27 protein-coding genes are annotated in these 26,015 nt (G+C 70.1%); 17 read left to right on the top strand and 10 right to left on the bottom strand.

Annotation, left to right across the window (positions count from 1 at the left end):
* Window positions 1–127 precede the first annotated feature (127 nt).
* Both H8838_RS03170 and H8838_RS03175 read left to right on the top strand, forming a co-directional pair.
* The gene (locus tag H8838_RS03170) at window positions 128–529 is read left to right on the top strand and encodes an Ig-like domain repeat protein (RefSeq protein WP_185996569.1); all 402 of its coding nucleotides are present in this window, start codon (window positions 128–130) and stop codon (window positions 527–529) included.
* A 99-nt stretch (window positions 530–628) separates the two neighbouring features.
* Window positions 629–2,359: a DUF4012 domain-containing protein gene (locus H8838_RS03175; protein WP_185996570.1), complete on the top strand. Its 1,731-nt coding sequence runs from the start codon at window positions 629–631 to the stop codon at window positions 2,357–2,359.
* A gap of 255 nt (window positions 2,360–2,614) precedes the next feature.
* On the opposite strand, the gene H8838_RS03180 is transcribed toward H8838_RS03175, so the two are convergent.
* From H8838_RS03180 to cysC, 3 genes are read right to left on the bottom strand one after another with little or no spacing between them, the layout of a single operon-like run.
* Window positions 2,615–4,024, bottom strand: coding sequence for a polysaccharide biosynthesis tyrosine autokinase (locus H8838_RS03180; protein WP_185996571.1), 1,410 nt, complete (start codon window positions 4,022–4,024; stop codon window positions 2,615–2,617).
* A gap of 56 nt (window positions 4,025–4,080) precedes the next feature.
* Window positions 4,081–5,109: a sulfite exporter TauE/SafE family protein gene (locus tag H8838_RS03185; protein ID WP_185996572.1), complete on the bottom strand. Its 1,029-nt coding sequence runs from the start codon at window positions 5,107–5,109 to the stop codon at window positions 4,081–4,083.
* Complete coding sequence (gene cysC, locus H8838_RS03190) at window positions 5,109–6,893, bottom strand: adenylyl-sulfate kinase (protein ID WP_224766345.1); 1,785 nt, start codon at window positions 6,891–6,893, stop codon at window positions 5,109–5,111. Before cysC ends, H8838_RS03185 begins: the two co-directional genes overlap by 1 nt.
* A gap of 42 nt (window positions 6,894–6,935) precedes the next feature.
* Between cysC and H8838_RS03195 the strand changes: the two genes are divergently transcribed.
* From H8838_RS03195 to H8838_RS03215, 5 genes are all read left to right on the top strand, one after another.
* Window positions 6,936–7,895 carry an asparaginase gene (locus H8838_RS03195; RefSeq protein WP_185996574.1) on the top strand — a complete coding sequence of 320 codons (960 nt, stop codon included), beginning with the start codon at window positions 6,936–6,938 and terminating at the stop codon, window positions 7,893–7,895.
* Between the two features lie 77 nt (window positions 7,896–7,972).
* Entirely contained in the window at window positions 7,973–8,356 is a 384-nt protein-coding gene (locus H8838_RS03200) for a helix-turn-helix domain-containing protein (RefSeq protein WP_224766346.1), read from the top strand.
* Between the two features lie 6 nt (window positions 8,357–8,362).
* Entirely contained in the window at window positions 8,363–8,965 is a 603-nt protein-coding gene (locus H8838_RS03205) for a hypothetical protein (protein ID WP_185996575.1), read from the top strand.
* 125 nt (window positions 8,966–9,090) lie between these two features.
* A complete protein-coding gene (locus H8838_RS03210) occupies window positions 9,091–9,375 on the top strand; it encodes a DUF2516 family protein (RefSeq protein WP_224766347.1) in 285 nt (94 codons plus the stop codon).
* Window positions 9,376–9,454: 79 nt separating this feature from the next.
* Entirely contained in the window at window positions 9,455–9,826 is a 372-nt protein-coding gene (locus tag H8838_RS03215) for a phosphomannose isomerase type II C-terminal cupin domain (protein ID WP_185996576.1), read from the top strand.
* Between the two features lie 81 nt (window positions 9,827–9,907).
* On the opposite strand, the gene H8838_RS03220 is transcribed toward H8838_RS03215, so the two are convergent.
* On the bottom strand, window positions 9,908–11,299 hold the full coding sequence (locus H8838_RS03220; RefSeq protein ID WP_185996577.1) for a sugar nucleotide-binding protein: 1,392 nt from the start codon (window positions 11,297–11,299) through the stop codon (window positions 9,908–9,910).
* 88 nt (window positions 11,300–11,387) lie between these two features.
* Window positions 11,388–12,386, bottom strand: a complete 999-nt coding sequence (gene rfbB / locus H8838_RS03225) for a dTDP-glucose 4,6-dehydratase (protein ID WP_185996578.1) — start codon at window positions 12,384–12,386, stop codon at window positions 11,388–11,390.
* A gap of 132 nt (window positions 12,387–12,518) precedes the next feature.
* Between rfbB and H8838_RS20170 the strand changes: the two genes are divergently transcribed.
* On the top strand, window positions 12,519–12,983 hold the full coding sequence (locus H8838_RS20170; protein WP_185996579.1) for an acyltransferase: 465 nt from the start codon (window positions 12,519–12,521) through the stop codon (window positions 12,981–12,983).
* A gap of 10 nt (window positions 12,984–12,993) precedes the next feature.
* On the top strand, window positions 12,994–13,860 hold the full coding sequence (gene rfbA, locus H8838_RS03235) for a glucose-1-phosphate thymidylyltransferase RfbA (protein ID WP_185996580.1): 867 nt from the start codon (window positions 12,994–12,996) through the stop codon (window positions 13,858–13,860).
* A gap of 4 nt (window positions 13,861–13,864) precedes the next feature.
* On the opposite strand, the gene H8838_RS03240 is transcribed toward rfbA, so the two are convergent.
* The 3 genes from H8838_RS03240 to gmd all read right to left on the bottom strand — a co-directional run bounded on the left by H8838_RS03240 (window position 13,865) and on the right by gmd (window position 17,625).
* Entirely contained in the window at window positions 13,865–15,358 is a 1,494-nt protein-coding gene (locus tag H8838_RS03240) for a sugar transferase (RefSeq protein ID WP_191465642.1), read from the bottom strand.
* A 288-nt stretch (window positions 15,359–15,646) separates the two neighbouring features.
* Window positions 15,647–16,627, bottom strand: a complete 981-nt coding sequence (locus H8838_RS03245) for a GDP-mannose 4,6-dehydratase (protein ID WP_185996582.1) — start codon at window positions 16,625–16,627, stop codon at window positions 15,647–15,649.
* An 8-nt stretch (window positions 16,628–16,635) separates the two neighbouring features.
* Complete coding sequence (gmd, locus tag H8838_RS03250) at window positions 16,636–17,625, bottom strand: GDP-mannose 4,6-dehydratase (RefSeq protein ID WP_185996583.1); 990 nt, start codon at window positions 17,623–17,625, stop codon at window positions 16,636–16,638.
* Between the two features lie 112 nt (window positions 17,626–17,737).
* Here gmd and H8838_RS03255 point away from each other — a divergent pair, with 112 nt between their 5' ends.
* From H8838_RS03255 to H8838_RS03265, 3 genes are read left to right on the top strand one after another with little or no spacing between them, the layout of a single operon-like run.
* Entirely contained in the window at window positions 17,738–18,706 is a 969-nt protein-coding gene (locus H8838_RS03255; protein ID WP_224766348.1) for a sterol desaturase family protein, read from the top strand.
* A gap of 58 nt (window positions 18,707–18,764) precedes the next feature.
* Window positions 18,765–19,691 (top strand): helix-turn-helix domain-containing protein, encoded by a 927-nt coding sequence (locus H8838_RS03260; RefSeq protein WP_185996585.1) that lies wholly within the window; start codon window positions 18,765–18,767, stop codon window positions 19,689–19,691.
* Window positions 19,688–20,284 (top strand): dihydrofolate reductase family protein, encoded by a 597-nt coding sequence (locus tag H8838_RS03265; RefSeq protein ID WP_185996586.1) that lies wholly within the window; start codon window positions 19,688–19,690, stop codon window positions 20,282–20,284. Before H8838_RS03260 ends, H8838_RS03265 begins: the two co-directional genes overlap by 4 nt.
* Here the strand turns inward: H8838_RS03265 and H8838_RS03270 are convergent.
* Complete coding sequence (locus H8838_RS03270) at window positions 20,233–21,216, bottom strand: helix-turn-helix transcriptional regulator (protein WP_185996587.1); 984 nt, start codon at window positions 21,214–21,216, stop codon at window positions 20,233–20,235. The two genes, H8838_RS03265 and H8838_RS03270, sit on opposite strands and share 52 nt — an antisense overlap.
* A gap of 269 nt (window positions 21,217–21,485) precedes the next feature.
* On the opposite strand from H8838_RS03270, the gene H8838_RS03275 reads away from it, so the two are divergent.
* The 5 genes from H8838_RS03275 to H8838_RS03295 all read left to right on the top strand — a co-directional run bounded on the left by H8838_RS03275 (window position 21,486) and on the right by H8838_RS03295 (window position 25,446).
* Entirely contained in the window at window positions 21,486–22,679 is a 1,194-nt protein-coding gene (locus tag H8838_RS03275) for a sensor histidine kinase (protein WP_185996588.1), read from the top strand.
* Complete coding sequence (locus H8838_RS03280) at window positions 22,676–23,089, top strand: hypothetical protein (RefSeq protein ID WP_185996589.1); 414 nt, start codon at window positions 22,676–22,678, stop codon at window positions 23,087–23,089. The genes H8838_RS03275 and H8838_RS03280 overlap by 4 nt, the downstream gene beginning before the upstream one ends.
* 6 nt (window positions 23,090–23,095) lie before the next feature.
* The gene (galE, locus tag H8838_RS03285) at window positions 23,096–24,100 is read left to right on the top strand and encodes a UDP-glucose 4-epimerase GalE (RefSeq protein ID WP_185996590.1); all 1,005 of its coding nucleotides are present in this window, start codon (window positions 23,096–23,098) and stop codon (window positions 24,098–24,100) included.
* A gap of 659 nt (window positions 24,101–24,759) precedes the next feature.
* On the top strand, window positions 24,760–25,134 hold the full coding sequence (locus tag H8838_RS03290) for a YidH family protein (protein WP_185996591.1): 375 nt from the start codon (window positions 24,760–24,762) through the stop codon (window positions 25,132–25,134).
* Window positions 25,135–25,446: a DUF202 domain-containing protein gene (locus tag H8838_RS03295; protein ID WP_185996592.1), complete on the top strand. Its 312-nt coding sequence runs from the start codon at window positions 25,135–25,137 to the stop codon at window positions 25,444–25,446. It abuts the gene before it with no gap.
* 4 nt (window positions 25,447–25,450) lie between these two features.
* Here the strand turns inward: H8838_RS03295 and H8838_RS03300 are convergent, their stop codons facing one another.
* Complete coding sequence (locus H8838_RS03300) at window positions 25,451–25,975, bottom strand: hypothetical protein (protein WP_185996593.1); 525 nt, start codon at window positions 25,973–25,975, stop codon at window positions 25,451–25,453.
* Window positions 25,976–26,015 lie beyond the last annotated feature (40 nt).

The following is a 26,015-nucleotide window of genomic DNA, read 5'->3' on the forward strand; positions in this document are numbered from 1 at the left end:
TAACTCTTGGTGACGATGTGTCCAGAACGCGCACTCGGTGTGCGCATAGCGGTCACCCGGGTTAGGGTCAAGCCAAACATCGGGGAACCAGACCACCACCACGCCTTTCTTTGGGGGAGACGTACACATGAAGAAGCTCATCGCCGCTACCGCCGCCGCTGGCCTCCTGTCCGCCGGCCTGATCGGCGCCGCCGGGACCGCGCAGGCCGCGCCCTACCCGCCCACCGTGGAGACCAATCCCAAGGTGCAGGGTCCGCTCAACGCCGTGGCGCCCGGCACGCCGGTGAAGATCCGCGTCAACATCGCCGCTGCGGGCAACGCCAAGCCCAAGGGCAAGGTGACCTTCGTGGTGCGCAAGCCCAACGGCAAGAAGGTCAAGACCGTCACCCGCAAGTACAACAGCGCCAAGAACTTCTCCGTGGGCAAGCTGCCCCGCGGTAACTACAAGGTCCAGGTGAAGTTCAAGACCGGCAAGAACTCGGTCTTCAAGAACTCCAAGAACTCTGTGCGTTTCAAGGTCGGCCGCTGACCTGACGCCCACGCGTCGCAAGGCCCCGTCTCCTCCCGGAGACGGGGCCTTCGTGCGCTACCGTCGCCACGCCTCCGCCCTTGACGAAGGAATCACGTTTTGACTCTCCGCCGTGCCCTGGGACTGCTGCTCGCCGTGATCGTGGGGGCGGGTGCCTACGCTGCTTGGGTTGGTTGGCAGGTGAAGGACGACCTCGAGTCCGCCGAAACTCACGGCCGCGCCTTGGAGGCCGCGCTTCGCGCCGACGATCGCGTCGCCGCCGAGGAGGCTTCAGATCGGCTGCAGCGAGCGAGTGCTTCGGCGCGGAAGCGGACCGACGGCGCCCTGTGGAGCGCACTCGGACGCCTGCCGGTCGTCGGCGACGACGCCCAGGGCGTGCGGGCGCTCGCCCGCTCGATGGAGACCTTCTCCGCCCAGGCAGTTCCGCCGTTGCTTGAGACCTCCAGCCTGCTCGAGGGGGTAAGCCGCGGACAGGGGGTACATCTCCCCACCATCCGCTCCCTGACCGAGCCGGTCGCTTCGGCCGCGTCCGCCCTAGAATCGGCCAGGCGTGACGTTGCGGGCGTCCACAGCGCTGGTTTCGTGGCGCCGTTTCGAGACCCCTTCGAGGAGTACGTCGAGCTCGTGGCGGCGGCAGACCGTGGCTTCGGTGCTGCCACGACCGCGGTGGAGCTCCTGCCGGACATGCTGGGTGGATCTGACCCGCGTGACTACCTGATCGTCTTCCAGAACAACGCCGAGGTCCGGGCCTCCGGCGGTCTCCCGGGGGCCTGGGCGCACGTACGTACCGAGGGCGGGCGGATCGTCCTGGTGGAGCAGGGGTCGACCGCCGACTTCCCGGAGCGCCGACGACCGGTGCTCCCGCTCTCCGCGGTGGAGCGTGAGCTCTATGGAGCGCAGCTTGGGACCTATTGGCACGACGCCAACTTCACCCCGGACTTCCCGCGCGCGGCTGCGCTCTGGGCCGCGCACTTCGAGGAGTCCCGCCCGGTCGAGCTCGATGGGGTCCTGAGCCTCGACACGGTGGCACTCTCCTACCTGCTGAAGGGGACCGGCCCAGTCTCGGCGGGCGGCGTGACCATCGACGCCGGCAACGCAGTAGACCAGCTGCTGCACCAGACCTACCGGGATCTGACGGACCCGGCTGCCCAGGACGCCCGGTTCCAGGCGATGGCGCTAGCGGTCTTCGACGCAGTGACCGGCGAGGTGGACTCTCCGATGGACCTGGCCGCGGGCTTCGGGCGGGCCGGACGCGAGGGGCGCTTCCTGATGCACTCGTTCCGATCCGAGGTTCAGGAGCGCCTGACCGGCACGACCGTGGCGGGGGAGCTGCTGTCGGAGCCCTCGAAGCGTCCGACGGTCGACGTGACCTTCGACGACGCCACCGGGTCCAAGATGTCCTACTACCTTCGCTATGACGTCCGGGTGCGCGCCGAGGCTTGCGGCGGCGGAGATCAGCGGCTGGCGGGGTCGATGCGTCTGGGCTCGACGATCGCTCACGGCGAGGTGGACGACCTGCCCGAGTACATCTCGGGCGGGGGGATCTACGGCACCGAGCCAGGTTCCCAGCTCGTGGTGGCCAGGATCTACGGCCCGATCGATGGGGAGGTGACCGACGTGCGGTTCGACGGGGAGCCGGTCGAGGTGGAGACGGTTGAGCTGGACGGACGGCCGGTGGCGACGCTGGTCGCGCAGCTGAGTCCGACCCAGAATGTCGACGTGACCTGGCGGATGACCACAGGCGAGGGACAGACCGGCGACGGACGCGTAGGCGTGACTCCCAGCATCGTCTCGGGGGATGCTGACTCGACGTTCGCCAGCGACTGCTGAGCGGCAGGCTGGGGGGAGCTCTGGCCTAGTTTCGAGAGCCTGCCCGAAAGGGGCGCGCAGAGCGAAGTGGCGCGCCAGCCGCCCTCAGGGATGTGGCCGAGCTTCTGCAGTGGACGACACTCAACTCTCAAGCGCGCACTACCCCGGGACACGAGAACCTCCGGGTGGGAGTGGCCCTGCACAAGCCACATCCCATTCGGAGGTTCTCGTTCGTCCAAGCAGGCCCGCCGTTATCGACGTCCTGGCCGGATACAACTAGGCGCGAGCCTTGCGGGCAGCCCTGCCCTTGAGCGGCACCGCCTCCACATCCGGGGCGTAGCCGTAGCCATAGCCGTAGCCGTAGCCGCTCATGCCTCGCCGGTGCGGCACCATGTTGAGCACGATGCCGACCGTTCGCGCGCCGACCGCATCAAGGCGCTCGACCGCGTGGGTCAGCTGGTCCTTGGTGGTCTTGCCATACCGAGCCACCAGGAGTGCGCCGTCCGCCTGGGAGGCGATCAGCGCAGCATCGGTGACCGGCAGGAGCGGCGGAGCGTCCAGGATGACCAGGTCGAACCGGCTGCGCAGCTCCGCGAGCAGTTCCTGCATGGCGTGCGACTGGAGCAGCTCCGACGGGTTGGGGGGGATCGCACCGCTCGGCAGGACGGTGAGCCCCGACTCCTGTTCCTGGAGTGCGTCGTCGAGAGAGACCTTGCCGACCAGGGCGGTGGTGAGGCCGATGGTGTTGTCGATGCCGAGGGCGTGGCTGAGCCGCGGCCGGCGCAGGTCGGCCTCGACCACGACCACCTTGGTGCCTGCCTGAGCGGTGGCGAGCGCGAGATTGACCGACGTGGTGGTCTTTCCCTCCCCGGGGATCGAGCTGGAGACCACATAGGCGCGGCCGCCGGCTCGGTCGACGTCGACGAACTGCATGTTGGTGCGCAGCACCCGGAACGCCTCGACCCGGGGAGCGTGCGGCTCCAGGGAACTGATCAGCGGCCGCTTGGGTGCCGAGCTGTCGAAGGCGATCGACCCCAGCACCGGGGCGCCACCCGATTCCGTGGCCTGCTCACCGGTCTTGACCGTGTTGTCCATGACCTCGCGGAGCACGGCGATCCCGAGACCCAGCAGCAGGCCCAGCACGCCGGCCAGGCCGAAGTTGCGCACCGGCTGGGGGGAGACCGGGGAGTCCTCGAAGGAGGCGTCGTCGACCACGGTGGCCTTGATCGGGGCTCGCTCCTCACCCGACGGGGTCTCGAGCTCGCGGATCAGGTCCTGGAGCTCCTCGACGTAGGCCTGGGCCAGCGTCTGAGCGGCTCGCGCATCCGGGTCGGTTGCGGTGATCGACAGGATCACCGTCTCCGGGACCACGCTGGCCTGCACGCGGCCCGGGAGGCTGGAGATCTCGTCCTCGTCCAGGTCGAGTCGCTGCCCCACGACCTCGGCGAGTTCGCGACCGCCGACGAGGTCGGCGTAGGAGCTGACCCGCTGGGTGGCGAAGAGGTTCCCCTGGTAGGCCTGGGCGGTGTCCGACTGGCTGGTCGAGACGAAGAGCCGCGCAGACGATGAGTACTGCGGAGTGGCGTTGAACGTCAGGAGCGCTGCAACCCCCAGACAGACCGCGATCGTTGCCAGGATGAACATCCAGCGGCGCTGAATGATGCGCCAGTAGTCGCGGAGCTCCACGGTTCCCCTTCGTCGTGCCCGGGCAGCGCCGGACCAGCCGTTGTGTGCGCGTCAGCCTAACTGTCAGCGTGGTTCTTCATTCCCACCGCGCGGGAACCGTATGCCGGGTCCTCCAGCTGAGCCACCGTCGGTGAGCCGAACATCGGCAGCCCCGTCGTCCGGCGGATGAGGCCCCAGACCAACGGCACCAGCACCACCATGACCAGGCCGACCACGGCCACCAGCATCGGCGAGGTCTCGTCCTCACCCGCGCCGAGCGGGGCCCAGCCGGCCTTGTCAAGCAGCGCGACGCCCGACATGGTGAGCACCACGACAATGGCTCGGCGGATCAGCGACTGCGGCACCCGCGGCGCCAGCTTGCTGCCGAGGATCGTGCCCGGCACCGAGCCGAGAACCAGCGGCACCAGGATGCCCCAGTCGAGCCCGTGGATGGCGATGTTGGAGATGGCGGCGGCCAGCACCAACGGCACGGCCTGGACGAGGTCGGTGCCCACCAGCTTCACCGCGGAGAGCCCGGGGTAGAGCATCAGCAGCGAGATCATGATGACCGAGCCGGAGCCGACGCTCGTGACGCCGACGAGCAGGCCCCCGGCCATGCCGACCAGCAGGGTGGGGATCGGCCGGATCACCGGGTTGTCGTTGACCTCGTGGTTGCCGGCGCGGACCCGCAGCAGGTTGATGTAGAGGCGCGCGGCGTAGGTGAGCGCGGCCAGCAGCAGCGCGAAGCCGATGCAGAGCTTGAGCGTCCGGTCGAGCTGCTCGGGGCTGTCGGTGAACCACGAGACGAGGTAGGGCCCGAGCAGGGCGGTCGGCACCGAGCCGATCACCAGCCACATCGCGAGCCGCATGTTGGGGGAGCCCTCGCGCTTGTGCACGATCGCCCCGCCGGTCTTGTAGACCGCGGCCGCCGTCAGGTCGGCGGTCACCACGGTGGCGGTGTCCCCGACGCCCAGGAAGATCAGTGCGGGCGTCATCAGCGCGCCGCCTCCCATGCCGGTCAGGCCGACGACGATGCCGACGAAGAAGCCGGCCGCGAGGATCGCGAGGAAGGCCGTGGTCAGCCAGTCCAGGGTGAGCCAGTCCATCAGCGGTCCTTCGCGTCGTGGGTAGGAACGGTGTCGGTGAGAGCGGGGATGACGACCTCGAGGTGGCCGGTGATCTGGTCGGCCGCGGCGCGGGCGGCTTCCGGACCGCGCCGGTACGGGTCGGCCACGTCCAGTGCGGGATCGGGGACGCTGCGCCGGCGTGCGAGCTCGTCGAGCAGGGCGCGGCCCGTCAGGTCGCTCGCCTCAGCCGCGGCGGCGAACTGCCCGAGGGTGAAGACCTTGCGGAACGCCTGCGGGTGCTCCTCGAGCACGAACGTGCGGTGCCGGGTCTCCGCGGTCAGCACCACGTCGGCCTGCTCCACCAGCTCGGCGGTGAGCGGTCGGCTGGCGAACTCGCCGGGCTCGACCCCCGGGGAGAGGGCGGCGGTCATCTCGGCGTCCAGGGGCTCGCGGTCGTGGCCGTGCGTGCCCGCGCTGATGAACTCGAGGTCTGCGCCGTCGCCCGCCAGGTGCCGCGCGGTGACCTCCGCGAAGGCCGACCGGCAGATGTTGGCCGTGCAGACGAAGAGGACCCTGAGGGGCCGCCGAGACGGGCCGGGGGTGGCCGCCTCAGCTCTCGGCTCGTCCAGCACCAGGTGCCCCGACGCGGACAGCTCCTGCAGCACGTCGCCGAGCGCGTCCTCGATCGTCCGCCCGGTGGTGTCGACCCGCACCGCCGCGTCCTCCGGCTCCTCGTACGGCGAGGAGATGCCGGTGAACTCGGGGATCTCCCCGCGCCGGGCCTTGGCGTAGAGGCCCTTGCGGTCGCGCCGCTCGCACTCCTCCAACGGGGTGGCGACGTGGATGAGGAAGAAGTGACCGCCGGCGTCCTCGACCATCTCCCGCACCTGCTGACGGGTCTCGTCGAAGGGGGCGATAGGGCTGCAGACCGCGACGCCACCGTGCCGGGCGATCTCGGCGGCGACCCAGCCGATCCGGCGGATGTTGGTCTCCCGGTCGGCCTTGGAGAATGTGAGCCCGGCCGAGAGGTTCCTGCGGACCACGTCACCGTCGAGGCTGGTGACCGTGCGCTCGCCCTGCTCCAGGATCCGGTCGGTCAGCGCGCGGGCCAGGGTCGACTTGCCGCTGCCGGAGAGGCCGGTGAAGAAGAGGACGAGGCCCTGCTCGCCGGGGGCGGGGCGGTCGAAGTCGACGATGGCGCCGATCTCGGGGGACAGGTCGTCGTCTCCGGGGTCGGCGAGCCCGTGGACGGGGTCGCCCTGGGCGTAGTTGTCGACCACCCGGACGCCGAGCTCGTGGTCGAGGTCGGCGTCGCCGTGGGAGGCGAACGGTACGACGACCACCGCGGCGTCCGGCAGGGCGCGCGCCGCGGCCAGGGTGGCGCGGACCAGTCCGACGGGGGAGAGCGAGGGGGTGCCGGTCCCGGCGAGGGCGAGCAGCACCAGGGGGCCGAGCTCGCGGAGCTCGTCGAGCTGAGCGGTCGTCAGCGCGTCGGTGACCGGCACGAAGGTGCGGCCGGCGTACTGCTCCCGGGTGGTGGCGGGGGAGAGGTAGTGGTCCCGGAACGGGCCGAACTGGGCGTGCGTCAGCGGCTCGATCCGGCCTCCGCTGACGCGTGCGAGCGGCAGCCCCTCGGGGTCGACCAATTCGACGGTCGGCGCGTCGCGCAGCGCCTCGGGCAGGCTCAGCGTGATCGGGCTGCCCGGCTCGTCGAACGCCGTCGTCGGAGCGAACGCCCCCGAGACCAGGAGCTCGAGGTCGTCGAGCTCGACAGGCGTCGGGCAGTGCTGGGGCGCGGGCGGAAGCACGGGGGAGTCTGACACGCGGCACATCCTCTCAAAGACCCGCCAACTAACCTGACCGCCATGCGTAGCCCTGACGTCGTGGCCGAGATCGTGCGTTCCGGATTCGTGGAAGGGCGGCACCACGGGTCCGTCGTCGCCCTCGCTCCCGACGGGTCCCTCGACTGGTCGGTGGGGTCGGTGGACGCGCCGATTCTGCCTCGTTCGTGCAGCAAGCCGGTCCAGGCGCTGGCCATGGTCCGGGTCGGTCTGGACCTGCCGTCCGACCTGCTCGCCCTGGCCTGCGCGTCACACTCCGGGGAGCCGTTCCACGTCGACGGCGTACGCCGCATCCTGGCCGGCGCCGGCCTGGACGAGTCCGCGTTGCAGACGCCCGCCGACTGGCCGCTGGACGACGCGGCGAAGGAGCAGGTGCTTCGAGCGGGCGGTGAGCGGTCGTCGATCCTGATGAACTGCTCGGGCAAGCACGCCGCCATGCTCGCCACCTGTGTGCTGCGCGGCTGGGACACCGCGACGTACCTGGCGCCCGAGCACCCGCTGCAGGTCGCGATCGCCGAGACGATCGCGGAGCTGACCGGGAAGTCGATCAAGGTGCACGCGGTCGACGGGTGCGGGGCGCCGCTGCTCTCGGTCTCACTGACCGGCCTGGCGCGCGCGTTCCGGACACTGGCCGTGGCGGACTCCGGGCCCGAGCGCGAGATCGCCGAGGCGATCCGGGCGCATCCGGCCTACGTCTCCGGGACGACCCGGGACGAGCGCGCCCTGCTCACCGCCGTTCCGGGCGCGATCGGCAAGGCGGGTGCTGAGGCCTGCTACGTCGTGGCGCTGCCCGACGGTCGCGCGGTCGCGCTGAAGATCGACGACGGTGGGTCGCGGGCGCGGCCGGTGGTGATGGCCGCGGCGCTGGAGCGGTCGGGGGTGCTGGAGCTGCCGGGGGTGGATGGCGAGGCGGTGCTGGCCACCGGGCGGCATGCGCTGCTCGGTGGGGGACGGGTCGTGGGTGAGGTGCGGGCCTGCGTGTAGACGTACCCGATGTGGGCGTGTCGGGCATCACGCGGGTTGTGCTTGCAAGTGCTAACAATTGCTAGCACTGTGGGGGTGTGGCCAAAGGGAAGGTGGGAGAGTACCTACGGGAGCAGCGGCTCGCGTCGAAGCTGTCGCTTCGCCAGCTCGCGGACCTCGCAGGGGTCTCGAACCCTTACCTCAGCCAGATCGAGCGAGGGCTGCGCAAGCCCTCGGCCGACGTGCTCCAGCAGATCGCGAAGGCACTGAGGATCTCGTCCGAACAGCTCTACGTGCAGGCCGGCATCCTCGACCCGCGTGAAGGGCTGGAGGGGGCGACCGAGACCGCCATCCTGGGCGACCCCCGGCTCACCGAGCGACAGAAGCAGTCGCTGCTCGACGTCTACACCTCCTTTCTCGCTCTCAACTCCGGGGAAGGTGCAGCACGACCCACCGAGGCTCCATCCACCGAAAGGGAGTGAACGATCATGGCCAACACCACCACGAAGTTCGACGTACGGACCGGGGCCGCGAAGGTCTTCTACGCCGGCGTCGGCGTCAACGACCTGGCCGTCGAGAAGGTCCGCAGCTATGTCGCGGACGTGCAGGCCCGCGTGGCCAAGGCACAGCAGGAGGTGTCCAGCCTCGAGATCGACCCGAAGGCGCTGCGTGCCCGGATCGAGGCCCGGGTCGCCGAGCTGCAGGCCGGTGCGAAGACCTACCCCGGCAAGGTGCAGGCGCTGGTCGACGACAACGTCGACACCGCCACCGCCCTCTACGGCGACCTGGTCAAGCGCGGCGAGACCCTGGTCGGCCGGATCCGGCGCCAGCAGTCCACCAAGGCGACCGTGACCCAGGCCAAGTCCACCAGCGCCAAGGCGAAGACCACCACCACCCAGGCGAAGAAGACCGGCTCGGCGGCCAAGACCACCGCCAAGAGCGCGGCCAAGAAGGCGACCAAGACCAGCCCGGCCCGCAAGAAGGCCGCCACCACGAAGTCGTCGGCCAAGGCCACCGCCACCACCGCGACCAAGACCGCCTCCTCGGCGACGCAGGCCGTCACCGACGCCGCCAAGAAGGTCGGCGACTGAAGGAACGACGACGAGGAGCAGCTGACGCTCTTCTGAGCCGGGCCTGAGGCCCGGCTGGCACGCAGAGACCCCGGACGCACTCGCGTCCGGGGTCTTTGCGTGTCGATCACCCGTATCCTGGGTGGGTGGACTTCTTCGCCTTCCAGAGCGGCCTGATGCTGTTCGTCTTCTTCGGCCTGCTGCTGGTCAAGGGCTTCGCCTTCGTGACCGCCCTGATGTTCTCCGCCGAGGCCTACGAGGCGGCCGGCAAGCTGACCAAGGTGGCCTGGTGCGCGATCCTCGGGCTCGGGTTCGCCACCCAGCTGATCCTCCCGGGACCGCTGGGCATCCTCAACCTGGCCTTCACCATCGCCGCGTTCGTCTACCTCGCCGACGTGCGGCCGGCGCTCAAGGGCCTGACGCGCCGCTGACTGCGCGTCCGTTGGACTTGCGGGCTAGACCGCCAGGATCGCGATACCCTGAGGCCTCGCGATCTGGGAGGCAGGACACATGAGCATGGCATCGGAGGAGCGCCCCTGGGGCTCCTGGCACGTCATCGACGACGGCCAGGGCTACAAGGTGAAGCGCATCCACGTGAACCCGGGCCAGCGGCTCTCCTACCAGACCCACGAGCACCGCTCGGAGCACTGGGTGGTCATCTTCGGCAAGGCGACCTGCGTGATCGACGGCGAGACGATCGTGGCGGGCCCGGGTGAGTCCGTCGACGTGCCGACCGGAGCAGCGCACCGGATCACCAACATGCACGCCGAAGAGCTGATCATCATCGAGGTGCAGCACGGCGCCTACACCGGCGAGGACGACATCTGCCGGCTCGAGGACGACTACGGCCGTCACGACGAGGTTCTGGCCGCCGAGGCCTGACGTTGAATCGACAAAGGCCCCGGGTGCTTGGCACCCGGGGCCTTTCGTTGTCCTCCATCCGAGGGTGGACCTGGAGCGTGCTCAGTCGGCGAGGTAACTGCGGAGGGCCTGGGTGGCGTCCTCGGGCTCGAAGCCGGTGGCGCGGATCTTGCTCAGGTCCATCGCGCTGTGCAGCGGACGGGGGGCGATGCCGTCCTTGCCCGCGTAGTACTCCTCGGTGGAGACCGCGGAGACGTCGTCACGGCTGCGCCCGCTGAGCTCGAAGACGTCGCGGGCGATCTCGCACCACGAGCGCGCCGGGCCGGCGTTGGAGAGGTTGTAGGTGCCGTAGTCGGCGCCGCTCTCCAGCAGGTGCTTGGTGGCCCGGGAGAGCTCGGTGGTGAAGGTGAGCCGGCCGATCTGGTCGTCGACCACGCCCGGGGAGATCCCGCGCTCGGCCAGCGAGCGCATCGTCCGGACGAAGTTGTTGCCCTCGCCGATCACCCATGAGGTCCGCAGCAGGTAGTGCTTCGGGGCCAGGCCGACGGCGAGGTCGCCCGCAGCCTTCGACTGGGCGTAGACCCCGAGCGGGGAGAGGGGCTCGTCCTCGGTGTGGCCGGGGTCGAGCGGGGCGGTGCCGTCGAAGACGTACTCCGAGGAGTAGTGCACCAGGGTGAAGCCGTGCTCGCGGGCCAGCGACGCCAAGGTGGCCGGCGCGGAGGCGTTGGCCGCCCAGGCGGTGACCCGGCCCTCGGGGGTCTCGGCCGCGTCGACCGCGGTGTACGCCGCGGCGTTGAGCACCAGGTCGTAGTCGCGCCAGGGCCAGGCGGCCACCTGCTCGTCATCGGTGACGTCGAGCTCGTCGAGGTCGACCAGGTCGGCGCCGGGGAAGTCGGCCTGGAGCGCCCGGCCGAGCTGGCCGTTGGCCCCGATGATCAGCGTCTTCTGCCGGATGATCGCGGTGCTGGGGTCGAGCTGGGGGTTGTTCTGGTCCTTCTCGGAGATGATCGCCTCCGAGAGCGGGATCGGCCACGGGATCGCCACGGTCGGGTCGTCGAGCGCCAGCGCCGGGTAGGTGATGCCGGGCCGCCAGTGCTGGTTGACCAGGTAGGTGTAGGCCGTGTTGTCCTCGAGCGTCTGGTAGCTGTTGCCCACGCCGCGCGGGACGAAGATCGCGACCGACGGGTCCATCTCCAGGGTGAACGTGGCGCCGAAGGTGTCGCCTTCGCGCATGTCCACCCAGGCGCCGAAGATCCGCCCGGTGGCCAGCGAGATGAACTTGTCCCACGGCTCGGTGTGGATGCCGCGGGTCACGCCCCGGTCGGAGTTGAAGGAGACGTTGTTCTGCACCGGGCCGAAGTCGGGCAGCCCGATCGCCACCATCTTCTTCCGCTGCCAGTTCTCCTTGAAGAACCCGCGGGCGTCCTCGCGCAGGTCGAGGCGGACGACGACGAGGCCGGGGATCGGGGTGGTCTCGAGGGAGGGGAGGGTCATGGGGATCCTTGGGTTCGACAGGCTCAACCGGCGATGACCGGTGGTTTCGAGACGGGCCTGGCGGCCCTCCTCAACCACCGGGGAGGGGCTACTGGCCCTTGGCGGCGTACGCGGCCTCGGTCGCCTGCTTCGCGGGGCGCCACCAGTCCTGGTGCTCCTGGTACCACTCGATGGTGCGGCCCAGTCCGTCCTCGAAGTCGGAGAACCGGGGCTGCCAGCCCAGCTCGGTGCGCAGCCGGCTGGAGTCGATGGCGTAGCGCAGGTCGTGCCCGGCACGGTCGGTGACGTGCTCGAAGTCGTCCTCCGCGCGGCCGAAGTGCTTGAGGATCATCCGCACGACGTCGAGGTTGTTCTTCTCCCCGTCGGCGCCGATCAGGTAGGTCTCGCCGATCTGACCCTTGTTGAGGATCGTCCAGACAGCAGAGGAGTGGTCGTCGGCGTGGATCCAGTCGCGGACGTTCTCACCCGAGCCGTAGAGCTTCGGGCGGCGGCCGTCGATCACCTCGGTGATCTGGCGGGGGATGAACTTCTCGATGTGCTGCCACGGCCCGTAGTTGTTGGAGCAGTTGGACAGCGTCGCCTGCACGCCGAAGCTGCGGACCCAGGCCCGGACCAGGTGGTCGGAGGCGGCCTTGGAGGCCGAGTAGGGGCTGCTCGGGTTGTAGGCGGTCGCCTCGGTGAACCGCTCGGGGTCGTCGAGCTCGAGGTCGCCGTACACCTCGTCGGTGGAGATGTGGTGCAGCCGGACGCCGTGCTTGCGCACCGCTTCGAGGATCGTGAACGTCCCGATGATGTTGGTCTGGATGAACGGGCTCGGGTCGTGCAGCGAGTTGTCGTTGTGCGACTCGGCCGCGTAGTGGACCACCGCGTCGTGCTCGGCGACCAGCGGGTCGAGCACCTCGGCGTCCGCGATGTCACCCACGACCAGCTCGACTCGGTCGGCGGGGAGCCCGTCGAGCGCCTCGCGGCTGGCGGCGTAGGTCAGCTTGTCCAGCACCGTGACCCGGGCGTCGGTGTGCTCGAGCAGGTAGTGGACGAAGTTGGAGCCGATGAAGCCGGCGCCACCGGTGACGAGAAGGCGTTCCATGGGCAGGCAGTCTAGGGGGAGTCGCCCGGAAGGCCTCACATTCTCTACGGGAGCGAACGTCTGCCCGTGCGAACGACGCCCAGCTGGCGCTCACCTGTTCCTTGAGCAGCGCTTCACTGCCATGCTCCGGGCATGGAGCTGCTCGACGTGACCGAGCCCCGCCGGGTCCTGCGCAACGTGCGCGTGGGGGAGCGGGTCACCATCTGGAACTGGGTCAACGCCTACAACTGCGAGATCGGCGACGACTCGATGATCGGCACGTTCGTCGAGCTGCAGAGTGGAGTGCGGATCGGTCGCCAGTGCCGGGTCTCGTCGCACAGCTTCCTCTGCGAGGGCGTCGTGCTCGAGGACGAGGTCTTCGTCGGGCACGGGGTGATGTTCGTCAACGACAACGCCCCGTCCGGTCGGCCGGCGCACCGGGACACCTGGGAGCTCAGCCCCGTCCTGGTCCGCCAGGGTGCCGCGATCGGGAGCAACGCCACCATCCTGGGTGGGGTGACGATCGGTCGGGACGCGGTCGTCGGGGCCGGCGCGGTGGTCACCCACGACGTGCCCGACGGGGCCACCGTCGTGGGAGTGCCGGCGCGGCTGGCCTAGCATGACCGCCATGCGAGGAATCATCCTGGCCGGGGGGACCGGTTCGCGACTGCACCCGATCACTCAGGGGATCAGCAAGCAGCTGGTGCCGGTCTACGACAAGCCGATGATCTACTACCCGCTCACCACGCTGATGCTGGCGGGGATCCGCGACGTGCTGGTGATCACCACCCCGCACGAGGCTGCGGCGTTCGAGCGGCTGCTCGGCGACGGCTCCCAGTTCGGCATCAACATCAGCTTCGCGGTGCAGGCCAGCCCCGACGGCCTGGCGCAGGCCTTCCTGATCGGCGAGGAGCACATCGGCTCCGACACCGCCGGGCTGGTGCTCGGCGACAACATCTTCTACGGCACCGGCGTGGGCAACCAGCTCTCCGAGTTCGCCGACATCAAGGGCGCCGCCGTCTTCGGCTACCACGTCGCCGACCCCACGGCATACGGCGTGGTGGAGTTCGACGACCAGGGTCGTGCCATCTCCCTGGAGGAGAAGCCGACCGAGCCGAAGAGCTCGTATGCCGTGCCGGGGCTCTACTTCTACGACAACGACGTGGTCGCCTACGCCAAGGAGCTCGAGCCCTCGCCGCGTGGCGAGCTCGAGATCACCGACCTCAACCGCCGCTACCTCGACGAGGGTCGGCTCCAGGTCTCCGTGCTGCCCCGCGGCACCGCGTGGCTCGACACCGGCACGTTCGACTCGCTCAACGACGCCTCCAACTTCGTGCGCACCATCGAGAGCCGGCAGGGCTTCAAGGTCGGTGCGCCCGAGGAGGTCGCCTGGCGGATGGGCTGGCTCAGCGACGAGGAGCTGATGGAGCGCGCCGCGCCGCTGCGCAAGAGCGGGTACGGCGCCTACCTGGCCGGGTTGCTCGACGACCGCTGAGCGGTCAGTAGGCGCCGCGTGAGCTCAGGACCGCGCCGACCGTCCGCCACAGGATGACCAGATCCTGCAGCATCGACCAGTTGTCGACGTAGTAGAGGTCGAGGCGAACTGTCTCGTCCCAGGTCAGGTCGCTGCGTCCGGAGACCTGCCAGAGACCCGTCATTCCGGGTCGGACGTGCAGGCGACGGCGAGCGGCCGAACTGTATTGCGCGACCTCGGTCGGAAGAGGGGGACGAGGGCCTACCAAGCTCATGTCTCCACGCAGCACGTTGAAGAGCTGGGGGAGCTCGTCGAGGGAGAGGCGCCGCAGCAGCTTTCCCGGCCGGGTGATCCGGGGGTCCTCCTTCATCTTGAAGAGCACCCCCTCCTGCTCCGGGCGGTCGCGCAGGCGCGCCAGCTGGCTCTCGGCGTCCACGACCATGGTGCGGAACTTGAGGCAGCCGAACTCCTCGTTCTCCCGACCTGTTCGAGTCTGTCGGAAGAGCACGGGGCCTCCGTCGTGCAGCTTGATCCGGAGTGCGATCGCGGCCAGGAGCGGGCTCAGGGCGAGGATGAGACAGCACGAGCCGAGGATGTCGAACGATCGCTTGCCCCACCGGGAGGCGAGGTAACCGCGGGGCCCGTCGACATGAATCAAGGGAAGGCCGGCCACCGGGCGGAACCGGATCCGGTCCCCCGACACGTCGGTGAGGCTGGGAGCGACGATCAGCTGGATGTCATGGTTCTCCAGTGCCCAGGTGAGTTCCTTGAGCTGTCCGGCGGCCCCGAATGCGCCACCGGCGATGAGCACGACGTTCGCGCCTGACTCGATCGCGATCTGCGCCAGGTCTTCGATGTCACCGAAGACCGTGATCCCGCTCGCGGTCTTCTCACTCATGTCGTAGGCCGGGGTGACCGCGCCGATCACCCGGTAGCCGAGGCGTCTTTCCCGCGTGAGGTTCTGAGCGAGCTCGTCGGCGTGCGAACGTGAACCGGCGATGACCACCTTGTGCAGGAGATGCCCGCGGCGGCGCAGCACGTAGGCGATGTGTCGCATCGCGTAGCGGCCGAGCAGGAGGATGACCACTCCCCAGCAGAAGGCCAGGACGAAGAATCCTCGAGACAGGTCGTACTTGAAGAGGTAGCACCCGATGCCGACCGCGCCTGCCGCCAGCAACGTGCCGCGGAAGACCCGCTTGTACTCATCGACTCCGGTGTCGAACACCTGGGGCTGGTAGCCACCGAGGAAGAGGATCCCGCCCAGCCAGCCGATGGCGATCAGCGGTGCCAACCAGCGCACGTCGGCGGTGATGTCGCTGTTGATCCCCCACTCGACGTAGTCGCGCAGATAGGCGGCAGAGAGGAGGACCGCCGTCAGGATCAGCGCGTCGACCAGGAAGACCAGGTACGGGATCCCCCGGATCAGCTGGCTCTGACTCCCCACCCGCCAGCGGCGCGGCCGCTCTGGTGGCATGCGTGCATGAGGAACCCGATCGTGCGTCTCGCCGACCGGCGACACCTGTATCTCTCCCATGTGAACCCCCACCGCAGACTCCCGAGAATGTCTAGTCCTTTGCCGAAATTGTCGCCGATAAACGAACCCATTCCTTCCACATGAGAGCACTACCGATCGGTAGCCGTGGACGCTTTCCGACGATTGGGTGCCGGCCCGTGGCGAGGCCGCCTCAGTTCAGTTGTTACTGTGACGAACTTCACAGTCGAGAAAGCCTCAGCAAAGCGCGCTCTTGGCCGAAGCAGGGTCATTCGGGCGGGGAGCCAGGGCGTGCAAACCTCGCGGTGCGGTGGCTCAGGGGCCGAGGTCGGCGGCGACCATCTCCGCGACGATCTCGGGAAAGCCCTTCGCCGGCGCCCAGCCCAGCTCGCGCCGGGCCCGGCCGGCGTCGCCGACCAGCTCGGCGGCGTCGGTCGGGCGCACGAAGGCCGGGTCGACCCGCACGTACTGTTCCCAGTCGGCCACGCCCGCCGCGGCGAACGCGGCGGCCACGAACTCACGGACCGAGTGGCTCTCGCCGGTGGCCACCACATAGTCCTGAGCGGTCTGGTACCGGGCGGCGCGCACCATCGCGTCGACGTGGTCCGGGGCCCAGCCCCAGTCGCGGCGGGCGTCGAGGTTGCCGAGCACCAGCTCGTCGGCCTCGCCGCGGGCGATCGCCGCGACCCCGCGGGTGATCTTGCGGGAGACGAAGGTGTCTGGGCGGCGCGGGGACTCGTGGTTGTAGAGGATCGCGCTCACCGCGTGCAGGCCCCGGGACCGCGCGTCGGCGACCGCGAGATGGGCGGCGGCCTTCGCCTCGCCGTACGGGTTGGTCGGGGCGACCGGCGTCGACTCGTCCTGCGGGGAGTCGACGGGGGAGCCGAAGATCTCCGCGCTGGAGGCCTGCACGAAGCGGACAGCGCGACCGGTGGCCACTTGGACGGCGAGGGCGGAGTCGAGCAGGGCGATCGCCGCGTCACCGTTGACCGCGCGGGTCAGATCGGGCTCCTGCCAGGAGCGGAAGACCGAGCTGATCGCCGCCAGGTTGTAGACCTCGTTGGGCGCCACGTCGAGGAGCAGCCGCCGGGTGGCGTCGTGGTCGGTCACGTCGCCGGGGTGCAGCACCACCTCGGCGGGGCAGTACCCCGGGCGGGAGGGCGTACGGACCAGGGCGTGCACCTCGTACCCGTCGGCGAGCAGGCGCTCGGCGAGGTAACCGCCGTCCTGGCCGGAGATGCCGGTGACGAAGGCGCGATGGTTTCGAGACGCTCGCTGCGCTCGCTCCTCAACCACCGAGGACGTCACTTCCAGCCGGCCTTGAGCGCCTCCACGTCGGCGTCGACCATCGTGGTGACCAGCTCGGAGAAGGACATCCGGGGCTCCCAGCCCAGCACCTCGCGGGCCTTGGTCGCGTCGCCGACCAGGGTGTCGACCTCGGCGGGTCGGCGGAACCGCTCGTCCTGGCGGACGAACCGGCTCCAGTCGTCTATGCCGACGTGCTGGAAGGCGATGTCGACCAGGTCGCGGATCGTGTGGGAGACGCCGGTGGCGATCACGTAGTCGTCCGGCTCGTCCTGCTGGAGCATCAGCCACATCGCCTCGACGTAGTCGCCGGCGAAGCCCCAGTCGCGACGCGCGTCGAGGTTGCCCAGCACCAGCTCGTCCTGGAGGCCGAGGTGGATCGCGGCGACCGCCTTGGAGACCTTGCGGGTCACGAACTCCTCGCCCCGGCGCGGCGACTCGTGGTTGAACAGGATCCCCGAGGAGGCGTGCATCCCGTAGGACTCGCGGTAGTTGATCGTCATGTAGTGGCCGAAGACCTTGCTCACGCCGTACGGCGAGCGGGGCCACAGCAGCGTGGTCTCCCGCTGCGGGGTCTCCTGCACCTTGCCGAACATCTCCGAGCTCGACGCCTGGTAGAACCGCACCGCACGCGGGTCGTCGCCGGTGTGCAGCCGCAGCGCCTCCAGCATCGTCAGCACGCCCTTGGCGGTGACGTCGGTGGTGAGTGCGGCGTTCTCCCAGGAGTAGGCGACGAAGGAGATCGCGCCCAGGTTGTAGACCTCGTCGGGCTGCGACTGGCCCAGGGCGCGCATCAGGCTGGACATGTCGGTCAGGTCGCCGTTGTGCAGGCGCACGTCGGGGACCAGCTGCTCGACCAGCTCGCGGCGCGGGTTGTTCTGGCCGCGGATCACCCCGTGCACCTCGTAGCCCTTGGCCAGCAGGAGCTCGGCGAGGTAGAGGCCGTCCTGGCCGGTGATGCCGGTGATGAGGGCGCGGGGCTGCGTCATGGGGAGAAGTGTCGCAGTCGCTCAGCCGGCGCGAGCAGTTGCGGTGAATCGCACCCCTTCCGCCCGCAAGAGTGGTGGATTAGCCTCACGCCACTCGCGAGAAGGAGGAACGGTGGAGTTCCTGCAAGATCTCTGGCACGCCCTCCCGGAACCGCTCCGCGACCCCGTCGCCCTGGCGGTGCCGTTCTTCGTGGTCTTCGTCCTCGTCGAAGGCTTCGCGGCGTACCTGCTGGAGGACGAGCGCCCCGAGGAGGCCCGGCGGGGGCCGGACGGACGCGCGCTGCCGCTGCCCGGCGGCTACGACCGGGGCGACGCCGTCGCCAGCGTGTCGATGGGCGCGGTCTCCGTGGTCACCATGACCTTGTGGAAGACGCTCGGGCTCGTCGTCTACTCGGTGCTCTTCGCCTACGTCGCCCCCTGGCAGCTGCCGATGGACGCGTGGTGGACCTGGGCGCTGGCGATCCTCGGCGTCGACTTCTTCTTCTACTGGGCGCACCGGGTCGCCCACCGGGTGCGGCTCGTGTGGGCCACCCACCAGGCGCACCACTCGAGTGAGTACTTCAACTTCGCCACCGCCCTGCGGCAGAAGTGGAACAACTCCGCCGAGCTCGTCTTCTGGCTCCCGCTGCCGCTGCTCGGCGTGCCGCCGGCGCTGGTCTTCTTCGGCTTCTCCGTCAGCCTGGTCTACCAGTTCTTCGTGCACACCGAGCGGGTCGACCGGCTCTGGCGGCCGATCGAGCTGGTCTTCAACACGCCCTCGCACCACCGGGTGCACCACGGCAGCGACCCGGAGTACCTGGACCGCAACTACGGCGGCATTGTCATCGTCTGGGACCGGCTCTTCGGCTCGTTCCAGCCCGAGCTGCACCGGCCGACGTACGGGCTGACCACGCCGGTGGGGACCAACCACATCCTCAAGCTGCAGACGCATGAGTACGCGGCGATCGTCCGCGACGTACGCCGTGCCCCGACCTGGCGCGACAAACTCGGCTACGTCTTCGGGCCTCCGGGGTGGCGGCCGGAGTCCGTGGCGCCGGCGGCGAGCCCGGAGCCCGCGCCGGAGCCGGCGGCACCGGTCTGACCCGGGTGAGCAAGTTCGGTCAGGCGGACTGTCGCCTGCCCCGGCCACACTGAGAGGCATGGGCGAGACCACCCCCGGACGTGACCGGCTCCGCGAGCTGCTCGACGCCGTCCTCGACGAGGAGAACGCGACGCTCGGCGAGATGGCCGCGGACGCCTACGCCTCGCCGTACCACTTCACCCGGCAGCTCTCCCGGGGCGCCGGCGAGCCGCCGGTGGCGATGCGGCGCCGGGTCATGCTCGAGCGCGCCGCCTGGCAGTTGCGACAAGGCCACTCCGTCACCGACACGGCGTTCGCGGCCGGCTACGACTCCGTCGAGGGGTTCAGCCGCGCCTTCGCCCGGGCGTTCGGGCAGCCGCCCAGCACCGTGCCGACCGGGTCCGGCACCCACTGGCTGCCCGCGCCCAACGGGATCCACTTCCACCCGCCCACCTCGCTGTGGGTGGAGCAGCCGGCAACGCCTTCGGCCGGGGTGGTGACGCTGATGCTCGTCGAGCACGACCTGGACGACACCCGCGACCTGCTCGAGGCGGCCAAGGGAGTGGACGAGGCCGGGCTGGGGAGGGCGCGGCTGCCCGGGCACGAACCCCTGCCCTTCGACCAGACCGACGAGACGCTGCGCGACGTGCTCCACCACCTGGTGCGCGCCAAGGAGGTGTGGCTCGCCTCGATCGAGGGAGCCGAGCACCCGCCCGCCGGTCCCGACGACGTGCCCAGCCTGACGGCCCGGCACGAGGAGGTGGCGCCGCGCTGGCTCGCCACCATGCGCGACCTGGAGCGGCGCGGCGCCTGGGGCGACCGGCTGGTCGACGCGCTCTGCGAGCCGCCCGAGAGCTTCGTGCTCGGCAGCGTGCTCGCCCACGTCCTGACCTACTCCGCCCACCGGCGCCAGCTCGCCCGCTGGATGCTCGGCGACGCCGTGCCGCGCTGGCCCGAGGGCGACCCCATCACCTGGCTGCGACGACGTACCGGAGGGATCGCATGACCCGCACGACCTACTACACCGCCACCACCCTCGACGGGTTCCTCGCCGACGAGCACGACTCGCTCGACTGGCTCTTCACCCAGGAGATCGACGAGAAGGGGCCGATGAACTACGACGACTTCTACGCCCGCATCGGGGCGCTGGCGATGGGGGCGACGACGTACGAGTGGATCGTCGACCACATGGCGAGCACGGGGGAGAAGTGGGCCTACCAGGAGCCCAGCTGGGTCTTCACCCACCGCGACCTTGCGCCCGTGGCGGAGCGGATCACCTTCACCGCCGACCCGGTCGCCGACGTGCACGCCCAGATGGTCGAGGCCGCCGACGGGCGTGACCTGTGGGTGGTCGGCGGGGGAGACCTGGCCGCCCAGTTCGCCGAGCAGGGACTGCTCGACGACGTCGTGGTCTCCATCGCCCCGGTCACCCTCGGCGCCGGCCGCCCGCTCTTCCCTCGCCCCTTCGACCTGCGGCTGGTCGAGCACGACCGCAACGGTGCCTTCCTCTGCGCGCGGTACGAGGTGGTCGGGCCGCGGCGGAACGGTCACGGGGCGGGACGTGCCAGCGTCACCGAGGGGCTCTCCCCGAACTCCTGACGGTAGGAGACCGAGAAACGTCCCGGGTGCATGATCCCGTGCCGCAGCGCCACCTCCTGCACGGTCGTCTCCCCGGGCTGCGCCGCCGTCAGCGCCGCATGAGCTCCGCGGAGCCGGACGCCGCGCAGGTAGGCCATCGGCGGACAGTGGAAGTGGCGCTTGAAGCCGTCCTGCAGCGCGCGGGTGCTCAGGTGCACCTCGGTCGCCAGGCTCACCGTCGTCCACGGATGCTCGGGTCGCTCCTCCAGCAGCCGGGCCGCGCGCTCGACCGGCGTCCTGGGCGCCGCGGGGCCCGGTCGCTCCAGCGCCTCGCTGTAGGCGTGCCGGTGCGAGAGCAGGAAGCTGTCGACCAGGAGCGCCTCCACGTGGTTCTGCAGCGCGGCGCTCGCCGGGGTGTCCCGGTCCAGCTGCATCAGCGCCAGCTGGACCGCGGGTCCGAGCGCCCGCGCCAGACCCTCGGCCTTCGGTGCCGGGCGCAGCGGCCCGGTCAGGCTGCGGCCCAACAGCTTCTCGAGCTGCTCCTCGACGGCCCGCTGGGACAGGAACAGCGTGAGCACCCGGCAGCCGCGGAACCAGACGGCGTCCGTCACCGCACCGGGCTCGTAGACGAGGCCCTCGCCAGCCACCGTCGACGTCGCCTCGGCGCCGTTGCTCGCCCCGGCGGCCCGGCCTCGCAGCGTCAGGTTGACGTGGTAGCCGCTGGTGGCGTCGGTGACCACGCGAGCGGGGGCGCCGAACGACAGGACGCCGACCATCGAGGAGGCCATCCGCACCTCGGTCAGGTTCATGTCGAAGGCTCGCTGGTCCCGGGCGGGCAGCACCAACCGGGTGGAGACCTCGTACGTCGAGCCCACGGCCGCCTCGGCCTTCGCGGGATCAGTGGTCCGGAACGTCGAGCGGTGCGCGACGTCGTCCCTGAGATGTCCGTCCATCGCGAGAAACCCTAAACCGGCGCGCGGCGGGACGGCGTACGAACCGGCAGGTCCGTCCAGAGGCAGTGAGGCACCGACCCGGGCTATCCGATTGGCGCAGCTTCCTGTGCCAGGAGCGCGGCGCCGGGCCGGCGGAGTAGTGCGGCACGGAGCGACTGGTAACGCCGGACGTAACGTCCGGGTCAGCGTGCGGACCAGGACCGGAGGTCTTCGAGCATGGGCGTGCGCGTCCATCGACTCGGCGAGGGGAGGCTGCGACCGTCATGCGGATGACGCGACGACGCCCTGCTCGGCTACCGCGCCCGCTGGCGTCGGTGGTGACCTGGGCCGCGGGTCTGCTGCGTCAGCGCCAGGTCAAGGAGGAGCAGGAAGCCCTGGTCGAGAGCACCCTGGAACTCGCATACGACCGGCTGCTGCTCATCCAGGCCATCCTCGACTCGGTCGACGCCGCCATCGTCGGGTACGACCAGGACGGGGAGGTGATCCTGGAGAACGCCACCGCCCACGCGCTCGCCGCCCGGGCGGGAGTGCAGCTGGCGCAGCCCGGGCAGGGGGGACGTGCGCACTTCTACTACGAGGACCGGGTGACGCCGATCCCCGCGGACCAGCGGGTGACGGTCCGGGCCCAGCGGGGCGAGGCGGTGGCCCCGCAGACCTACTGGTTGGGACCCGCGGAGGACCAGGTGGCCGTGATGACCTCCGCGCGTCAGATGCACCGGCGCGACGGCGCCCGGCTCGGCGCCGTGGTGGTGGGCTGGGACGTCACCGACATCGTCGAGGCGGTCCGGGTGCGCGACGAGTTCCTCAGCACCGTCTCCCACGAGCTGCGTACGCCGCTCACCTCGATCATCGGCTACCACGAGCTCATCGCCGACGAGCTCGACCCGGACGACCGGATCGCCGCCATGCTCGAGATCGCCCAGCGCAACGCCCAGGTCCTGCTCTCCCGGGTCTGCCAGCTGCTGCAGGTCTCCGAGGTGGACGCGCCGTCGATCCGACCCCGCTGCGTGGACGTCTCCAGCCTGCTGAGCGCCGCCCTGGTCGAGCATGCCGCCCGCGCGTCGGAGGCCGGGATCGAGCTGATCAGCAAGGTCGCGAGCCCGGTCAAGGCGCACGTGGACCCGGACGCGTGGGCGCAGGTGGTCGACAACGTCGTCTCCAACGCCCTCAAGTACACGCCCGAAGGCGGTCGTGTCGAGGTCGTGCTCGAGGAGTGCGGTGACGCTTTCACCCTGTGCGTCGCCGACACCGGCATCGGGATGTCGCGCGCCGAGCGGGACCGCGCGTTCGAGCGCTTCTACCGCAGTACGGCGGCGCGGGACCGGGCGATCCAGGGACTCGGCGTCGGGCTCTCGATCACCCGCCAGCTGATCGACGCCCACGGCGGCGACGTCAGCCTCTCCAGCACGCCGGACCGCGGGACCGTGGTGACCGTCCGGGTCCCTCGGCAGCCGGCCCGATGAGCGCGGCGGAGCGCCGCATCCAGGCGGCAGGCGTGCGGCCGCGTCGGCATACCCGTGCCTCGCGGCTGGCCGCGGTCGGCACCGGACTGATCGCGCTGGTCATCGCCGTCCGCGCGACCCAGGCACCCAGCACCGTCGCGCTCATCCTTCAGCTCTCCGCCCTCATCGTCGCCGTGCTCGGAGCGACGCTGCTGTGGTGGCACAACTCCTTCGAGTCCCGCGTCCTCGTCGGCTTTGCCCTCGTCGTCATCGCGGGCGGGACGCTGCTCGCCGCCACTGCCGGGATGCCAGGCTCACGCGGACGCGGCCTGCTCCCTGCCCACCTGCTCATCCTCGGCCTGTGTGCCGGCGTGGCGCTCGCCCTGGTGGCCGACGGCCGCGCCCGGCTTCGTCGGGCGCCGCTAGGGTGAACGACCATGAAGATCCTCGTCACCGGCGGCGCCGGGTACATCGGAACGATCACCTGCAAGGCGCTCGAGCAGGCCGGCCACACCCCCGTCGTCCTCGACTCGCTGCTGAGCGGCCCACGGGTCTTCGTGGGGGACCGGATCTTCTACGAGGGCGACATCGCCGACCGGGCGCTGCTGCGCAGGATCGTCGAGGAGCACCCCGACATCGACGCCACCATCCACATGGCTGCGCGGATCGTCGTGCCGGAGTCGATGGAGCTGCCGTACGAGTACTACCGCGACAACGTCGCGAAGTCGCTCGAGCTCTTCGACGAGCTGGTCGCGCTGGGCAAGCCGCGCGTGCTGTTCTCCTCCTCGGCCTCCTTGTATGCGGAGAAGGACGACTTCGAGGTGACTGAGGTCGACCCGCTCGCGCCGGCCTCGCCGTACGCCCGGACCAAGCGGATGATGGAGCAGGTGCTCGAGGACATGGCACGGGCCACCTCGCTGCGCGCGATCATCCTGCGCTACTTCAACCCCGTCGGCTCCGACCCGGACCTGGAGTCCGGCATCTACGTGCGCGAGCCCTCCCACGTGCTCGGCCAGTTGGTGATGGCGGCCCGCGGGATGAAGGACGCCTTCACCATCACCGGCGTCGAGCACCCCACCCGCGACGGCACCGGGATCCGCGACTACATCCACGTCTGGGACCTGGCGCGCGCCCACGTGCGGGCCGTCGAGCGGTTCGACGACGTGCTCGCGGCCGAGGACGCGCCCAGCACCGTGATCAACGTCGGGATGGGCCAGGGCACCACCGTCCGCGAGCTCGTCGCCTCCTTCGAGCGGGTCTTCGGCCAGCCCGTGCCGGTGCGCGAGGCGCCGCCGCGGCCCGGCGACGCGGTCGGTGCGTTCGCCAATGTCGACAAGTCCTCCCGGCTGCTGGGGTGGAAGACCGAGCTGAGCCTCGACGACGCCATCGCCTCCGCGCTGGCGTGGGGGGAGAAGCGCAAGGAGATCCTCGGCTACGAGTGAGGTGTGCCGGTGGTGGTTTCACCGGGTACCCGGTGAAACTGGCAGTTCTTGACCGTTGCAACGGTCAAGAAGTGCGAGTTCTTGTCGAGAAGTCGGGCCCCCGGCATGAGTGTCGATAAGTGCCTTCGCGGCGTCTGCCCACGCTGCGGGGGAAGCCCGGAACGTCGGCCGGTCCGCCTCCCCGCTGCCTCGCTTCGACCCCTTCCTCGAGCGACCGTGTGTTTCGGCCTGGCCTGCACCGAGGCTGAGCTGCCCAGTGCGCCGGACTGCCCGAGTTAGCGGACGAGGGTGGGGCGGGCTTCGCGGACGGTGAGTCGTTGGGGCGCGCCGGCCGGAGTCTCCGAAGGCGAGGCAGCGGCCTGCGTCGGGTCGGCAACCTTCGGCTCAGGGTCATCCTCGCCGCGACCGCCGAGAGCCAGGAGTCCCGTGAGCAGGAGCGGATCGGCGCGGTGCTGACTGGTCGACGAACGGCCGTGGAGTTCCTCCCCCGAGAGAGCAGTGGCACGACCGTAGGGGGCTGGGCTGGGCATGGCGGGGACTGTCCACAGCGGGAACGTGGAATCCGGTGCTGGACCCAAAGATCCCCCAATCTGAGGTAGTCGGTGCCGGATTCGTCTTCGCGAACGTGGGGTGCGGGCGGCCAGTGAGAGCATCGGAGGGTGAGCGAGGAGACCAGGAAGCGGTGGCCGGCGTTCGTCTACGCCGAGGGGGAGGAGCCGGACTACCGGTTCAGCTTCGCCAACGAGCGCACCTTCCTGGCCTGGATCCGTACGGCGCTCGCGCTGCTCGCCGCGGGGGTGGCGCTCGACGTCGTCGACCTGCCCCTGGGCGACAACCTGCAGACCGGGCTGGCGCTGGCGCTGATCGTCCTCGGGCTCTTCTGCACGGCCGCGGCCTGGCTTCGCTGGGCCTTCGCCGAGCGGGCCATGCGTGGTCGACGGCCACTGCCGTCGTTCGGCCTGGCCCTGCCGGTGACCTTCGGACTGGTGATCGTCGCGGTCGCCGTCGCGGTGGCGCTCGGGCGGGCGCTCTGAGTGGACGACCAGGGGCTGGCCACCGAACGGACCGCGCTCGCGTGGCAGCGTACGGCGCTGGCGACCACCGCCGGCTCCGCGGTGATGGCCCGGCTCACCTATGACCGGCTCGGTCTCCCGGCCTTGGTCTTCCTCGGCCTCGCGCTGGTCTTGAGCGGGTGGCTCTTCGTCGAGAGCCGCGTGCGGTACCGGCAGCGGACCGGTGCCGGCGCCCGCGTCAGGGGTGGGATCGCGCCGCTCGTGCTCTGCGCTTCCGTTGCCCTGCTCTTCCTCGTGGAGATGGCAGCGCTGGGGGCGCAGGTCGTGCGCTGAGTCCTCAGCGGCCCACCTTCTCGACGTCCTGGAGGACGAAGCGCCCTCCGTCGATCGACACGCTCAGGTGGAAGAGGGCGCTGCCGCCCTTGACCTTCTGCACAGCACTCTCGGCCGAGGCCTTGTACTCGGACGGGGGGAAGGTCGTAGCGATCTCGTACAACCCGTCGCCGACCTCCCGGAAGCTGCGGATCGTGTAGCCCTGCCAGCGCTCGTAGCCGCCCGCCGCGTAGTAGGAAGCGACCTGGTCCGAGAGCTCGTCGCAGGGCGCGCAGGGCCCGGTGATCGCGTCGTACGCCGTGGTGTCGCCGGTGTTGCGCATCGCGGTCTCGGTGTGGACCCAGCGGTGGATGAAGCGCTCCGGCGTCTCGTCGGGGGTTTGGTCCGGCGTCGCCTCGGCCTCACTGGGGGTCGCGGTGGGGGAGGGCTCTGCTGCCGCGGGCTCCGGGTCCTCCTGGGTGCAGCCGCTCAATCCGAGGATGGCGAGCAGCGCCAGAGTGGCGTGCGGTGTCGTGGCTGATCGGCGCACTGGAGTTCCTCCCCGAAAGAGCCGGCTGGGTGCGAGCGTA

This window comes from Nocardioides campestrisoli, assembly GCF_013624435.2.
In the GTDB taxonomy this organism is placed as follows: Bacteria; Actinomycetota; Actinomycetes; order Propionibacteriales; family Nocardioidaceae; genus Nocardioides; species Nocardioides campestrisoli.